General features: G+C 72.3%; 14 protein-coding genes and 1 pseudogene. 7 read left to right on the top strand and 8 right to left on the bottom strand.

The window, feature by feature from the left end; translation table 11 throughout:
- Positions 1-18 precede the first annotated feature (18 nt).
- A pseudogene (locus AB0K03_RS29450) lies at positions 19-699 on the top strand (hypothetical protein); the annotation flags it as partial.
- A 1,253-nt stretch (positions 700-1,952) separates the two neighbouring features.
- Here AB0K03_RS29450 and AB0K03_RS29455 read toward each other — a convergent pair.
- Complete coding sequence (locus AB0K03_RS29455; protein WP_364691218.1) at positions 1,953-2,309, bottom strand: DUF6401 family natural product biosynthesis protein; 357 nt, start codon at positions 2,307-2,309, stop codon at positions 1,953-1,955.
- A 91-nt stretch (positions 2,310-2,400) separates the two neighbouring features.
- Between AB0K03_RS29455 and AB0K03_RS29460 the strand changes: the two genes are divergently transcribed.
- A complete protein-coding gene (locus AB0K03_RS29460; RefSeq protein WP_199513617.1) occupies positions 2,401-2,829 on the top strand; it encodes a hypothetical protein in 429 nt (142 codons plus the stop codon).
- Positions 2,830-3,043: 214 nt separating this feature from the next.
- On the opposite strand, the gene AB0K03_RS29465 is transcribed toward AB0K03_RS29460, so the two are convergent.
- Positions 3,044-3,253 carry a hypothetical protein gene (locus AB0K03_RS29465; RefSeq protein ID WP_364691221.1) on the bottom strand — a complete coding sequence of 70 codons (210 nt, stop codon included), beginning with the start codon at positions 3,251-3,253 and terminating at the stop codon, positions 3,044-3,046.
- 232 nt (positions 3,254-3,485) lie between these two features.
- On the opposite strand from AB0K03_RS29465, the gene AB0K03_RS29470 reads away from it, so the two are divergent.
- On the top strand, positions 3,486-4,163 hold the full coding sequence (locus tag AB0K03_RS29470) for a hypothetical protein (RefSeq protein WP_364691223.1): 678 nt from the start codon (positions 3,486-3,488) through the stop codon (positions 4,161-4,163).
- Positions 4,164-4,271: 108 nt separating this feature from the next.
- Here the strand turns inward: AB0K03_RS29470 and AB0K03_RS29475 are convergent, their stop codons facing one another.
- From AB0K03_RS29475 to AB0K03_RS29490, 4 genes are all read right to left on the bottom strand, one after another.
- Positions 4,272-4,511: a hypothetical protein gene (locus AB0K03_RS29475; protein ID WP_364691226.1), complete on the bottom strand. Its 240-nt coding sequence runs from the start codon at positions 4,509-4,511 to the stop codon at positions 4,272-4,274.
- 63 nt (positions 4,512-4,574) lie between these two features.
- Positions 4,575-5,039: an SRPBCC family protein gene (locus tag AB0K03_RS29480; protein ID WP_364691229.1), complete on the bottom strand. Its 465-nt coding sequence runs from the start codon at positions 5,037-5,039 to the stop codon at positions 4,575-4,577.
- Positions 5,040-5,104: 65 nt separating this feature from the next.
- Positions 5,105-5,494 carry a DUF2795 domain-containing protein gene (locus AB0K03_RS29485; protein ID WP_364691232.1) on the bottom strand — a complete coding sequence of 130 codons (390 nt, stop codon included), beginning with the start codon at positions 5,492-5,494 and terminating at the stop codon, positions 5,105-5,107.
- A gap of 28 nt (positions 5,495-5,522) precedes the next feature.
- On the bottom strand, positions 5,523-6,503 hold the full coding sequence (locus tag AB0K03_RS29490; protein ID WP_364691235.1) for a YihY/virulence factor BrkB family protein: 981 nt from the start codon (positions 6,501-6,503) through the stop codon (positions 5,523-5,525).
- Between the two features lie 87 nt (positions 6,504-6,590).
- Here AB0K03_RS29490 and AB0K03_RS29495 point away from each other — a divergent pair, with 87 nt between their 5' ends.
- Entirely contained in the window at positions 6,591-8,180 is a 1,590-nt protein-coding gene (locus AB0K03_RS29495; RefSeq protein WP_364691237.1) for an NAD(P)/FAD-dependent oxidoreductase, read from the top strand.
- 42 nt (positions 8,181-8,222) lie between these two features.
- Here AB0K03_RS29495 and AB0K03_RS29500 read toward each other — a convergent pair whose 3' ends face one another.
- Positions 8,223-9,227 carry an SDR family oxidoreductase gene (locus tag AB0K03_RS29500; RefSeq protein ID WP_364691240.1) on the bottom strand — a complete coding sequence of 335 codons (1,005 nt, stop codon included), beginning with the start codon at positions 9,225-9,227 and terminating at the stop codon, positions 8,223-8,225.
- Positions 9,224-9,682 (bottom strand): SRPBCC family protein, encoded by a 459-nt coding sequence (locus tag AB0K03_RS29505; RefSeq protein ID WP_364691243.1) that lies wholly within the window; start codon positions 9,680-9,682, stop codon positions 9,224-9,226. Before AB0K03_RS29505 ends, AB0K03_RS29500 begins: the two co-directional genes overlap by 4 nt.
- 108 nt (positions 9,683-9,790) lie before the next feature.
- On the opposite strand from AB0K03_RS29505, the gene AB0K03_RS29510 reads away from it, so the two are divergent.
- From AB0K03_RS29510 to AB0K03_RS29520, 3 genes are all read left to right on the top strand, one after another.
- Positions 9,791-10,987, top strand: coding sequence for a glycosyltransferase (locus AB0K03_RS29510; RefSeq protein ID WP_364691246.1), 1,197 nt, complete (start codon positions 9,791-9,793; stop codon positions 10,985-10,987).
- A gap of 81 nt (positions 10,988-11,068) precedes the next feature.
- Positions 11,069-11,974: an ABC transporter ATP-binding protein gene (locus AB0K03_RS29515; RefSeq protein ID WP_364691249.1), complete on the top strand. Its 906-nt coding sequence runs from the start codon at positions 11,069-11,071 to the stop codon at positions 11,972-11,974.
- A gap of 3 nt (positions 11,975-11,977) precedes the next feature.
- Positions 11,978-12,718, top strand: coding sequence for an ABC transporter permease (locus tag AB0K03_RS29520; RefSeq protein ID WP_364691252.1), 741 nt, complete (start codon positions 11,978-11,980; stop codon positions 12,716-12,718).
- The last annotated feature ends 3 nt before the right edge of the window (positions 12,719-12,721 follow it).

Genomic DNA, 12,721 nt, shown 5'->3' on the forward strand with positions numbered 1-12,721 from the left:
CCTCGGTGAGGAGAACGGATGACCGGCTCCGGCCTGGACGACGCCCTGAGCGACATGTGGCGATCGGTGCTGCTGTTCGTGCCGGCAGCCCTCGCCTTCGTGGCCATCCTCGTCATCGGCTACGTGCTGGCCCGCCTCGTGCGTACGGTCGTGGCCAAGACCCTGCGCCGCGTCGGCTTCGACCGGGCCGTCGAGCGCGGCGCCATCGGCCGCGCCCTGGACGGCCGGGTCGAGCCCAGCGACCTGTGCGCCAAGATCGCCTTCTACGCGGTGCTGCTGTTCGCGCTCCAGCTCGCCTTCGGCATCTGGGGTCCCAACCCGGTCAGCGACCTGCTCACCGCCCTGGTCGCCTGGCTGCCCCGCGCCTTCGTGGCGGTCGTCATCATCGTGGTGGCCGCGGCCATCGGCGGGGCCGTCCGCGACCTCATCGACAGCGCGCTGGGCGGTCTCGCGTACGGCCGCCTGCTGGCCCGCGTGGCGTACTGGCTGATCGTCGGCCTGGGCGTCATCGCGGCCCTCAACCAGGTGCAGATCGCCACGGCCGTCACCCAGCCCATCCTCATCGCCGTCCTGGCCACGGTCGCGGGCGTCGTGATCGTCGGCGTGGGAGGCGGCCTGATCCGCCCGATGCAGCGCCGCTGGGAGATCTGGCTGGAACGGGCGAGCGCGGAGTCCGCGGTCATCCGCGAGCACGCCCGCACGTACGCGGACGAGAAGGCGAGAATCGCCGCGGAGAAGCGCGCCGAGCAGGAACGTCTCGCCGAGGAAGCCCGCCGAGCTGAGGAGGCGCGCATGGCTGAGGAGGCGCGCAAGGCTGAGGAGGCGCGCAAGGCTGAGGAGGCGCGCAAGGCTGAGGAGGCGCGCAAGGCTGAGGAGGCGCGCAAGGCCGAGGAAGCCCGCAAGGCCGAGGAAGCCCGCAAAGCTGAAGAGGCGCGCAAGGCTGAAGAAGCCCGCAAAGCCGAAGAAGCCCGCAAGGCTGAAGAGGCTCGTAAGGCCGAGGAAGCTCGCAAAGCTGAAGAGGTCCGTAAGGCCGAGAAAGCCCGCGAAGCCGAAGAGGCCCGCAAGGCGGAAGAGGCGCGCGAGGCCGAGGAAGCTGCCGGCGGCCCGGATGCTGTCGGCGACACCTCGCAGTCCCCGGACACTGCGACCCCGAGCGAGTCGCCGGAGTCGACCGAGCAGCAGCAGCGGGCCGAGGCCGCCCGGCGCCGCCTGCTCGACGCGGCGTCCGGCGAGCAGACCCAGGTGATCCCGGTCCAGCGCAGGCCCAGGGAGTACTCGAACCCGGTACCCGGCTTCGAAGACGACGACGAGGACGACGACATCGAGACGACCGGCGACGTACCCGGCCGGCCCTCGTCGCCCGGCCCGCACGGGAGCGCCGATGACCAGGAGGAACGCACCCAGGTGCTGCCGCGCCAGCTGCCGTACCCGGCGGACGACGAGGAGAAGACCCAGGTCATCAAGCCCACCCAGCCGCCCTCGGACGGCCCGGCCACCTAGCCCCGCCCGGGTTCGCCCCAATCCGGCGGCGCCGACCGACCCGGCGGCGCTTGATCCCGGCGGTGGTGCCTGACCCGGCGGGCGGCGCCTGGCCTGGCGTCTGGTGCCCGAACCGGCAGGCGGCGCCTGGCCCGGCGTTTGGTGCCCGAACCGGCAGGCGGCGCCTGGCCCGGCGTCTGGTGCCCGAACCGGCAGGCGGCGCCTGGCCCGGCGGGTGGTGCCTGGCCGGGCGGTGGCACCCCGCCCGGCGGTGGCATCCAGCCCCGCTCGGGAGCTTCTCAAGGTGACCGGGCCGGACCGGGCCCCTTTCAGCCGACGCCGGGTGCGACCCCGGCCCGCGCCCGGCGGTGGCCTCCTCGGGCCCGCAACCGGCGTTGCCCGGGAAAGCCAGAGGGCCGGCACCTCCGGGGAGGTGCCGGCCCTGAACGGTCGGTGTGGCCTGTCGGGCAGGGTCAGCGGGACGGGGGCAGCGTGCGGGCGAGGGAGCAGACCGCCAGCAGGCGGTTGAGGACCCAGTCGTTGGCGGCCCAGTCGATGGGGCCCTCCGGCGCGCGCCAGCCGTGCTTGAACGCGGCGTCGCGGACACCTTCGGCGTACGCCGCGAGGATCACCGGGGTGAGCGGGCGCTCGTCGGTGGAGAGGCTGTCGCGGATGCCCGCCACGTGCTGGTCGACCGCGGCCAGCAGGCCGGGGGAGTCGGCCGCGGCCGCGAGGCCGGTGACTCCGACGCAGGTCATCAGCTCGCTGAGGCAGGCGTGGGCGGAACGCAGGGCAGCACGGGCGGCGGCGCCGCTGAACAGGCCATTCATGGGAAGAAACGTTAGGGAGCCCTGGGTAGCCAACGGTTCGCCTGATCGGTGCAGCTCGGTTGAAGTCCGCGCCGCGGGGAACCATGGGCGCATGACAGACGGTCCCGACGCCGCGCACCAGCGGCCCGAAGGTCTCAGCGACATCACCGTGGAGGCGCTCGGCAAGCTGAGCGAGGCCCTCGAGGTCGTGGAGCGTATCCGCGGCCACCTGTACAGCCTGCACCAGCTCACCGGCGAGGCCGACTTCAAGCTCGACGAGGCCGTGTCGCTGTTCATGCAGGCCGGCGAGACCAAGGTCGCCGAGCGGATCGAGCAGGAGCTGATCGGCCGCAACGTGCTGGCCGGGCGGTGGACGTTCCAGGTCGTCGAGGAGTACGACGACGGCTACTACGCCGAGTTCAAGACCATCGAGAAGGACGCCCGCGACGAGCTGGCCCAGGGCAAGCGCCACCTGTACGAGGCGGAGCTCAAGGAACGCCGCCGCACCCGGGGTCGACCGGGCCACGAAGCCCGGCCCTGAGCCGGCCGCAGCCGGCACGCCGCATGACGAGGGCAAGGGAAGGCCGAGTCACGGCACGCGGCCGTGTGGCGGCGATTCTCCGCGGTAGTGCGGCGGCGGAACCGGTGAGAAAGCTCTTCCGCGGAACGGTCGGCCGGATCAGCGATCCAGGCGCACCGGATGGTGGGCCGCAGGACCGTCGTCGAACCCCGTGGCTGTGCGCCGAGCGCGCCGGCTACTCCGCTTCGGCTGTCGCCGTGCCGCGGCGGCGCTGGGTGTCGTCGGCGAGGATCACGGTCGCGACCACGAGGGCCACGACGACCGCGAAGAGCCAGGAGGCGTCGTCGATGAGCGAGGCGGCGAGCGGGGCCTGGAAGGCGGCGAGGAGGAAGCCCACCCAGGCGAGGCGGCGCTGACGCTCGGAGAGGAAACCGGCGGATCGCATCCGGCTAGTGTGGCCCGATTCGTGGCCTTCGCCGTCACCCTTTCGGCCGATCTCGGGTTGTCCGATGGTGCCCACTGCGCAGCGTTGTCAATGCTCCACGAGGGGTGAAAACCACCCATTTTCGCTGGTCAGTACGGCGAGAAAAGGTCTGGGAGCGCTACCACGATCTAGGCGTACGACTAGATCTGTCCTGGCGGGGAGGTTTAAAACTCTGACGGCCGGTTTGGCGATCATGGCGCTGAGCGCGTGCTCGCCGGCGACCCGGCTGGGGGCGCGTCAGATGCCGCCCGATGACGCCCCGCAGCCGCACGTGCAGGCGGGCCCGCTGGACGGGCGTACCGTCGGATTTCTGATCGTCCGCGACGCGGCGTCGCGGGTCGAGGTGCGCATCGCCGACCTCCCCGGGCTGCTCTACCGGGTGAGCACGCCCGCCGACTCGGGGTTGAAGCCGCAGGTCACCGGCGCGGCCGGGCGGGTACGGCTCGGGTTGCGGCCGACCGGCGGCGACGGGCCGGACACCGTCGAGATCCTGCTGAACCGGCGGGTCCGCTGGGACATCCGGCTGCCGGCCGGCGCGGGGGAGCAGCACCTGGACCTGGCCGCCGGGCGGGTGCGGCGCCTCGTGGTCGATTCCGGGGCCGGGCTGGTCAGCGTACGGCTGCCGGCACCGTCCGGATCGGTGCCGATCACCGTGGCGGGCGCCGTCGGCGATCTGGCCGTGGCGGTGCCGGGCGGGACGGAGCTGCGGTTGCGGCTGCGCGCGGGGGCCGGGGTGGTCGCGGTGCCGTGGCGGGACCGGGTCCGTGCGGCGCCGGGCGCGGTGGTCGCTTCGCCGGGATGGGGTACGGCCGGCAGCCGGTACGCCGTGGACGTGGAGTCGGAGGCCGGTTCCGTGACGGTGTGGGAGTGAGGAGACAGGACGGTGTGGGACCGAGGGAGACAGGACGGTGCGGGAGTGAAAGAGATACGGCTGAGGACCGCGGCCGGCTGATCGCCACCGCGGTCCCCGGAGATCGACTTAGTGCGGGCCGGTGCGTCCCGTCGTGCTCGGGCGGTATTCCCGGTCGGGGTCCGTCTGGTCGGCGGCCGCGTCGTCGGCGACCCGTGAGCCGTGCCCGAAGGCCTGCTCCTCGCCGGCGTCGTTGTCGGTCGGGTCGCCCTGCCCGTCGGTGTCCCAGCCGGCCATGGCGTCGCTGAGGTCGGCCACGGACAGCTTGTCCTCGTCGCGCCACACGCCGTCGTCTTCGCGATCAGTCATGCTCATGGCGTACCCACGAAAAGGCCGCCGGAATCCCGGCGGCCTCTCGCGATCGTGGGGTGCTTACGGCTGCGGCCGGTCGACCTCGCCGCGCCACGCGCCGGTCTCGACGCCGCCGCGGCTCTCGATGAACTCCTTGAAGCGCTTCATGTCGCCCTTGACCTGGCGGTCCAGGAAGCCCAGCTTGTCGCCGGCCTGCTCGACGATGCCCTCCGGCTCGAAGTCCATCTGGCAGGTGACCCGGGTGTGGGTCTCGTCGAGGCGGTGGAACGTCACGACACCGGCCTGCTTGCTGCCCTCGACGCTGGTCCAGGCCACGCGCTCGTCCGGCAGCTGCTCGGTGATCTTGGCGTCGAACTCACGCTTGACGCCGTCGATGTCGGTCTTCCAGTGGGTCATCGTGCTGTCCAGCTGGCGGATCTCCGTCACGCCGCTCATGAATCGGGGGAACTCCTCGAACTGGGTCCACTGGTTGTACGCGGTGCGCACCGGCACGTTGACGTCAACGGACTCGGTCACGGTACTCACGGTGTTTCCCTCCTTGTGTGTTTCCCCGCCGTACAGGTTTCCCGCGCCACGCGCGGGGTGGCCGGTCACGCGTCGATCGCGTGCCAGACCTCGCTCACGTTGCGGTAGGTGGTGCCCTCCGGGAGCCGGTTGAGCGCCTCGACCACGTCATCGGGGGCGTCGAGGTCATGGGCGCTCTTCAGGAGCGCCTCCCGGTCGCCCGGCAGCGCCGAGAGACCGATGTACGTCCCGAAGCGGCTCAGCGCCTCGCCCTGCGCGCTGCCGACGCCGTTCTGCTCGCCGCGGCCGGCCCCGCCTTCCGGCACCAAGCTGGTCCGAGGCTGGTCCTCGCCGGACGGCTCGGCCATCTTCCATTCCTCGGCCCGCGCGCCCGCCGTGCCCTGGACGGTCCCGCGGACCTCCCGGGCCATCTGCTCGTCGACGCGTGGGCTGTGCTTGTCGCTACCGCGTTCCATGACCATGGGGTGCCCGGCCGGTCCCGGGCTAAACCGTGGGATCTTCGTCGTCGGCCGGTTCGCGCGGTGGAAGGGGCGGATCCGGGTCCGGACTTCCCGCCTGCAGCCGGCGTCCGCGCTGCACCTCGGCGTTGATCTCCACGCCCAGCATGAGGGCGGAGTTCGCGAGGTAGAGCCAGACCAGGAAGGCGATGATCGCGCCGAGGCTGCCGTACGTCTTGTCGTACGAGCCGAAGTTGGCAACATAGAGCCCGAAGCCGAAGGATGCGACCACCCACACCAGCAGCGCCACCGCGCCGCCCAGGGTGAGCCAGCGGAACCGGGGCTGCCGGACGTTCGGCGCGATCCAGAACAGCAGCGACAGCAGCAGCATCAGGATGAGGACGAGCACCGGCCAGCGCCCGATGGACCAGGCGGTACGCGCGGTGTCGCCGGCGTGCAGAAGGTCGCCGACCGCATCCACCAGGGGCCCGCTGATGACCAGGCCCGTGGCGACCAGCGCCATGAGCACCAGGGCGACCGCGCTCAAGCCGATCTGCAGGGGCCGCAGCTTCCAGAACGGCCGGCCCTCTTTGACGCTGTAGATCCGGTTGGAGGCGCGGGTGAACACGCCGACGAAGTTGGAGGCGGACCAGAGGGCGCCGAGCAGGCCGAAGCTGAGCAGCGCCTTCGCCGAGCTCTGCTGCACGACGATGGCGTCGAGCGCCGACCGGAACGACTGCTCGCCCACGACCGCGCCGGCGCCGAGGTCGGTGAGGACGCCCAGGATCGTGTCGACCGCCGTCCGGCCGTCGGTCACCAGGTTCACCAGCGCCACCACGACGATCGCGCTCGGGAAGATCGCCAGGACGGCGTTGTAGGTGAGGGCCGCGGCGAGGTCGGCGCATTCGTCGTCCACGTACCCCTTGGCGCTGCGCCAGAGCACACCGCGCCAGGTGGACCAGCGCAGCTGCCGTACCTTGCGGGGCAGGCTCGAGGTGACCTGCGAGCGGGTCGTGGCGGCCGTCATGTGTCGCGCTCCCATCCGTCACCCCTTGCGCACAAGGCACTACCCGGAGGGCGTTTGTGCCAAACGGCGAGGGGTACGGTCGGCAAAGTGGAACGAGCGGACGCCATCGTCATCGGCGCCGGGCACAACGGCCTGGTAGCCGCCAACCTGCTCGCGGACGCGGGCTGGACCGTGCAGGTCCTCGAGGCGACACCCCAGCCCGGCGGCGCGGTCCGCTCCGGGTACGTGACCGCCCCCGGCTACCTCAGCGACCTGTTCAGCTCCTTCTACCCGCTGGGCTACGCCTCGCCGGTGATGCAGGGGCTGGACCTGGACGAGCACGGTCTCGAGTGGACCCACGCCCCCGACGTCCTCACGCACCTGCTGCCGGACGGCCGGGCCGCGACGGTGAACCGCGACCTGGAAACCACCATGGCCTCGATGGACGCGTTCGCGCCCGGTGACGGCGACCGGTGGCGGCAGGCGTTCGAGGACTGGTGCCACGTCTCCGACGAGATGCTGAAGGTGCTGTTCACGCCCTTCCCGCCGGTGCGGTCCGGCCTGCAGCTGGCCCGGCGCCTGCGCGTCGGCGGCTCGCTGCGCCTGGCCCGGCGCCTGGTTCTCTCGGTACGCGAGCTCGGCCGCGAACTGTTCCAGGGCGAGGGGGGCCAGCTCGCGCTCGCCGGCTGCGCGCTGCACACCGACCTGTCCCCGGAGGAGGCGGGCGGCGGCGTGTACGGCTGGCTCCTGGCGATGCTCGGCCAGCAGTTCGGGTGGCCGGTACCGGTCGGCGGCGCGCAGCGGATCACCTCCGCGCTGGTGGACCGCCTGCACGAGCGCGGCGGCCGGATCGAGTACGACACCCCGGTGTCGCGGATCCTGGTGGCCCGTGGCAAGGCGATGGGCGTACGCAGCGCCGACGGCCGCAACTGGCGGGCCAGGCGCGCGGTGGTCGCCGACGTCCCGGCCCCCACGCTCTTCCTCGACCTGGTCGGCACCCGCTGGCTGCCGCCGCGCTTCGCCGAGGACCTGGAGTTCTTCCGCTGGGACGGCGCCACGGTCAAGGTCGACTGGGCGGTGAACGGCAAGGTCCCGTGGAAGAACCCGGCCGCCGCGGGTGCGGGCACCGTGCACCTGGGCGCGGACCTCGACGGCCTGACCCGCTACTCGGCGCACCTCGCCACGAACACCGTGCCGCCGAACCCGTTCCTGCTGCTGGGCCAGATGACCACGGCGGATCCCTCGCACTCGCCGGAGGGCACCGAGTCGGTGTGGGCGTACACGCACCTGCCGCACCGCGACCACTGGGAGCAGGACGACATCGACGCGCACGTCGCCCGGATGGAGGCGGTCCTGGAGGACCACGCGCCGGGCTTCTCCCGCATGGTCGAGGGACGCAACGTGTTCTCCCCGGCGGACATGCAGCGTGAGAACCCGTCGCTGGTGGGCGGGGCCCTCGGCGGGGGCACCGCGGCGGCGTACCAGCAGTTGTTCCTGCGGCCGGTGCCGGGCCTGGGCCGGCCGGACACCCCGGTGGACCGTCTCTACCTGGCGAGTTCCTCGGCGCACCCGGGCGGCGGCGTGCACGGGGCGCCGGGCTCCAACGCGGCCCGGGCGGCGCTGGCCCGTGACCGGTTCCTGACGGGCACGGCGTACCAGGCGGTGATCGACGCCGCCAACCGCGCGATCTACCGGTGAGAAACGCCGGGTCCCGCACGGGACCCGGCGTCACCAGAGGGGTCAGCGGCGGCGCAGCAGGCCCGCCGCCGCGAGGCTCAGTCCCGCGCCGAGCACCCCGGTGACCAGCGGCTTGTGCATGGTCAGCCAGAGCGCGAACGAGCTCGTGCGGCTCTGATCGTCGAAGACGCCGTGCGCGCCGAAGTCGCGATCCTCGTCGACCGGCTTGTCGACGTTGTCCTGCCAGGTCGACAGGTCGATCTTCTCGCCGGTCTGCTGGCCCTGGTAGCCGCGCTTGTCCTCGGACAGGTAGCGGTCCAGGAAACCGGGCGCCACGATGTTGCCGAGCCGGGTCTTCAGGGTGGGGCCGCCCACGTTGACCTCACGCTTGCCCTTGTCCGCCGCCCACAGGACCGCCGTGGCGACCACTTCGGGCTGGTAGATCGGCGGGACCGGCTGCGGGTGGTTGGGCAGGCGGGTGCGCACCCAGGAGAACTGCGGGGTGTTGATGGCCGGCATCTGGACCATCGACAGCTGGACCTTGTTGCCGTCGTGCAGCAGCTCCGCGCGGACCGAGTCGTTGAAGCCCTGGATGGCGTGCTTCGACGCGCAGTACGGCGCCTGCAGCGGGATGCCCCGGTACGCCAGCGCCGACCCGATCTGCACGATCCGGCCGTGCCCCGCGGGCCGCATGTGGCGCAGGGCCGCCAGCGTGCCGTGCACCGTACCGAGGTAGTTGACCTCGGTGACGCGGCGGAACTCGGCCGCGCTGATCTCCCAGACCGGCGCGAAGACCGAGGTCATCGCGTCGTTGATCCAGACGTCGATGCCACCCCAGGCGGCGGCGACGTCGTCGGCGGCCGCCTGCACCGCGTCGGCGTCGGACACGTCGACCTGGTATGTGCGCACGTCCGCGGCCCCCGCGGCGCGAGCCTCGAGCGAGGCGCCCTCCAATCCGGCCCGGCCCCGGGCGAGCAGGGCGACCCGGTCCCCGCGGCGGGCGTACGCGACCGCGACGGCCCGCCCGACCCCCGCGCTGGCTCCGGTGATGACGATGGTCTGAGTCACGGACGGCTCTTTTCCCGGGTGGCGATGTCGGACAAACGTCGCAGCGATTCGATGTTGCGCCGGTGCAGGACGATGTCGTTGAGCTTGGTGTGCAACCAGTGCAACGGCCCGGCGCGGAACGTCTCCTCCATGGTGATCCGGGTGCGGCCGCCGTCGATCGGGTCCAGCAGAAGCTTGACCGTCGCCTCGCCCAACGGCCACAGCCCCGCGATGAGGGTCAGCTCCCGGTCGGGGATGCAGGAGACGACAGTCGAACTCTCCTGGAGCGACAGCGGCCAGGGGCCGGCCTTGTGATGCAGCTTCGCGCCGGGCTGCGGCCACTCCGGATCGACGTCGCGGATGTGCACGGTGCCCACGACCCAGTCGCTGTAGGTCCAGCCGTCGGCCAGAACCGCGAACACGCGATCGGGCGGGGCGGGGACGATACGCTTCACGATAGCCACGAGCCGCGACATACCCGTCCTCGTCATGTTTACGCTCATCCGCGGTGGGCAAGACGCTCCGGGTATCGCCAGCCATAACTCCGGTCTTCTCCCGGAATCCAGCTGTCGGAGGAGGACCACGTGCGCATCGCCATGATCTCCGAGCACGCGAGCCCGTTGCCCACGGGCGCCGCCGCCGGCGCCCAGCAGAGGCACGTCGCCGAGCTGTCCGCCGCGCTCGCCTCGCTCGGTCATGACGTCCGTGTCTACACCCGCCGGGACAACCCGGATCTGCCCGCGATCGTGGCGCTGCGTGACGGCGTCCGCGTGGTGCACGTGCCCGCCGGCCCGCCCGAGGTGCTGTCCGCCGAGACGCTGCTGCCGCACATGGGCGACTTCGCTCAGTGGCTGCGTACCGAGTGGCGCGAGACCGACTGGCTGCCCGATGTCGCGCACGCCCACTTCTGGACCAGCGGCCTGGCCGCCGTCACGGCCGCGCGGCAGGTCGGCATCCCGGTCGTGCAGTCGTTCCACGAGCTCGGCCAGGGTGAGGCGGCCGGCAAGGGCGCGTCGCGGACGGGGTACGAGCGTGCCCTCGGCCGCGCGGTCGACAAGGTCGTGGCGCAGACCCAGGACGAGGCGCTCGGGCTGGTCCGCCTCGGCGTGCCCCGGGCCCGGCTGACCGTCGTCCCGGCCGGCGTCGACAGCGAGCGGTTCACCCCGGACGGCCCGGTCGCGGAGCGTGACCCCGAGCGTCCCCGCATCCTGTCGGTGGGCCGCCTCGTCGAGCACAAGGGCTTCGGCGACGTGATCCAGGCCATGCGGTACGTGCCCGGCGCCGAGTGCGTGGTCGTCGGCGGCCCGTCGGCACAGCAGCTGGCCGCCGATCCGCAGGCCGAGAAGCTGCGGGCGATGGCCGAGCAGTTCAAGGTCGCCGACCGGGTGAAGCTGGTGGGGGCCGTGCCGGCCGAGGAGATGCCGCGCTGGTACCGCTCCGCCGACCTGCTCGTGGCCGCGCCCTGGCGGGAGCAGTTCGAGCTCGCGCCGCTCGAGGCCATGGCGTGCGGCGTGCCGGTGGTGGGCACGGCCATCGGCGGCCTCAACGAGACCGTCGTCGACGGCCTCACCGGCGACCTGGTACCGGCCCGCGACCCGCGCGCGCTCGGCAGCGCGCTGCGCCGGCTGGTCAACGACAAGGTCCGGCGGTTCGCGTACGCGACGGCGGCGCTGGACCGGGCGCGACAGGCGTACTCGTGGAAGCGGGTCGCCTCGCAGCTCGGCTCGGTCTACTCGGCGGTCTCCGGCCGCCGCAGCAGCGAAGCCGAAGCGGTGGTGTAGGCCTCATCCACCAACTGGTGGATCGCAGCAGTCGCCCGCCGGTCGATTCGGGCACCGGGGTGCGGCTGTGACGCTCGATGCATGCCAGTCATCGACGTCAAGAACCTCAGCAAACGGTACGGCGGCACGGTCGCGGTCTCGGACGTCTCGTTCACGGTCGAGGCCGGGGAGATCTTCGGCGTCCTCGGCCCCAACGGCGCCGGCAAGACCACCACGGTCGAGTGCGTCGCCGGTCTGCGTACCCCCGACGGCGGCACGGTCAGCGTGCTCGGCCGGGAGCCCGGTGACACAGCGCTGCGCCACTCGGTCGGGGTGCAGCTGCAGGAGAGCTCGCTGCCCGACAAGCTGACCGTCCGCGAGGCCCTCGAGCTCTGGTCGGCCTTCTACGAGCGCCCGGCCGACTGGCGGCAGCTCGCCTCCGACCTCGGCCTCACCGGCAAGCTCGAGGAGCGCTTCGGCAAGCTCTCCGGCGGGCAGAAGCAGCGGCTGTCGATCGCGCTGGCGCTGGTCGGGAACCCGCGCATCGCGATCCTGGACGAGCTCACCACCGGCCTGGACCCGCAGGCGCGCCGCGACACCTGGGACCTCATCGCCGGGGTGCGCGACCGGGGCGTGACGATCGTGCTGGTCACCCACTTCATGGAGGAGGCCGAGCGGCTCTGCGACCGGCTCGCGGTCATCGACGCCGGCGCGGTCGTCGCCCTGGACACCCCGGCGGGGCTCGTGGCCCGGGTGGCGGCCGAGCAGCGTATCCGCTTCCGGCCGTCCGTACCCGTGTCCGACGAGCTGCTGACCGGCCTGGACGGGGTCCGCGGCGTCCTGCGGCACGGCCCGCAGGTCGAGGTGATCGGGCACGGCAACGTGCTGCAGGCGGTCACCGCGACGCTCGCCGCCCACGACGTCATCGCCCACGACCTGCGGGTCGAGCAGCCCGGCCTGGACGACGCGTTCGTCCGGCTGACCGGCCGCGCCGCCGAGGAGGCCTGAGTCATGTCCGTCTTCGTCAAGCTCACCCGTTCCGAGCTGCGCCTGTACCTGCGCGAGCCGATGCTGGTGTTCTGGGGCCTGATCTTCCCGTCCGTGCTCGTGGTGATCCTCGGCTGCGTACCGGCGTTCCGCGAGCCGAACCCGGACATCGGTGGGCGACGGGTCATCGACCTGTACGTCGGCATCGCCGTCATCCTGACCGTCGCGATGCTGGCGCTGCAGGTCGCGCCGGCGGTGCTGGCCACGTACCGGGAACGCGGCGTTCTCCGGCGGCTGGCGACGACGCCCGCGCCGCCCGCGGCCCTGCTCGGGGCGCAACTGGTGGTCAGCATGGTGACGGCCGTGGTGTCGGTGGCGCTGGTGCTGCTCGTCGGGCGGCTGGGCTTCGACGTGGCGTTGCCCCGCCAGCCAGCCGGCTTCCTGCTCGGGTTCCTGCTGACGGCCGGCGCGGCGCTGGCCATCGGGCTGCTCGTCGCCGCGCTGGCGCCGTCGGGCAAGGCCGCCAACGCGATCGGCTCGGTGCTGTTCTTCCCGGCGATGTTCTTCGCCGGCCTCTGGACGCCCCGCGAGGCGTTCCCGGAGGTCCTGCGGCGGATCAGCGACGTCACACCGCTGGGCGCGGGGGAGAAGGCGGTCGCCGCGGCGATGAGCGGGTCGTGGCCGTCGTGGGGATCGCTTACCGTACTCGTGGCGTACGTGGTGGTGTTCGGCTTCGCCGCCGCCAGGCTCTTCCGCTGGGAGTAGGAC

Source organism: Actinoplanes sp. NPDC049316 (genome assembly GCF_040677315.1).
In the GTDB taxonomy this organism is placed as follows: domain Bacteria; phylum Actinomycetota; class Actinomycetes; order Mycobacteriales; family Micromonosporaceae; genus Actinoplanes.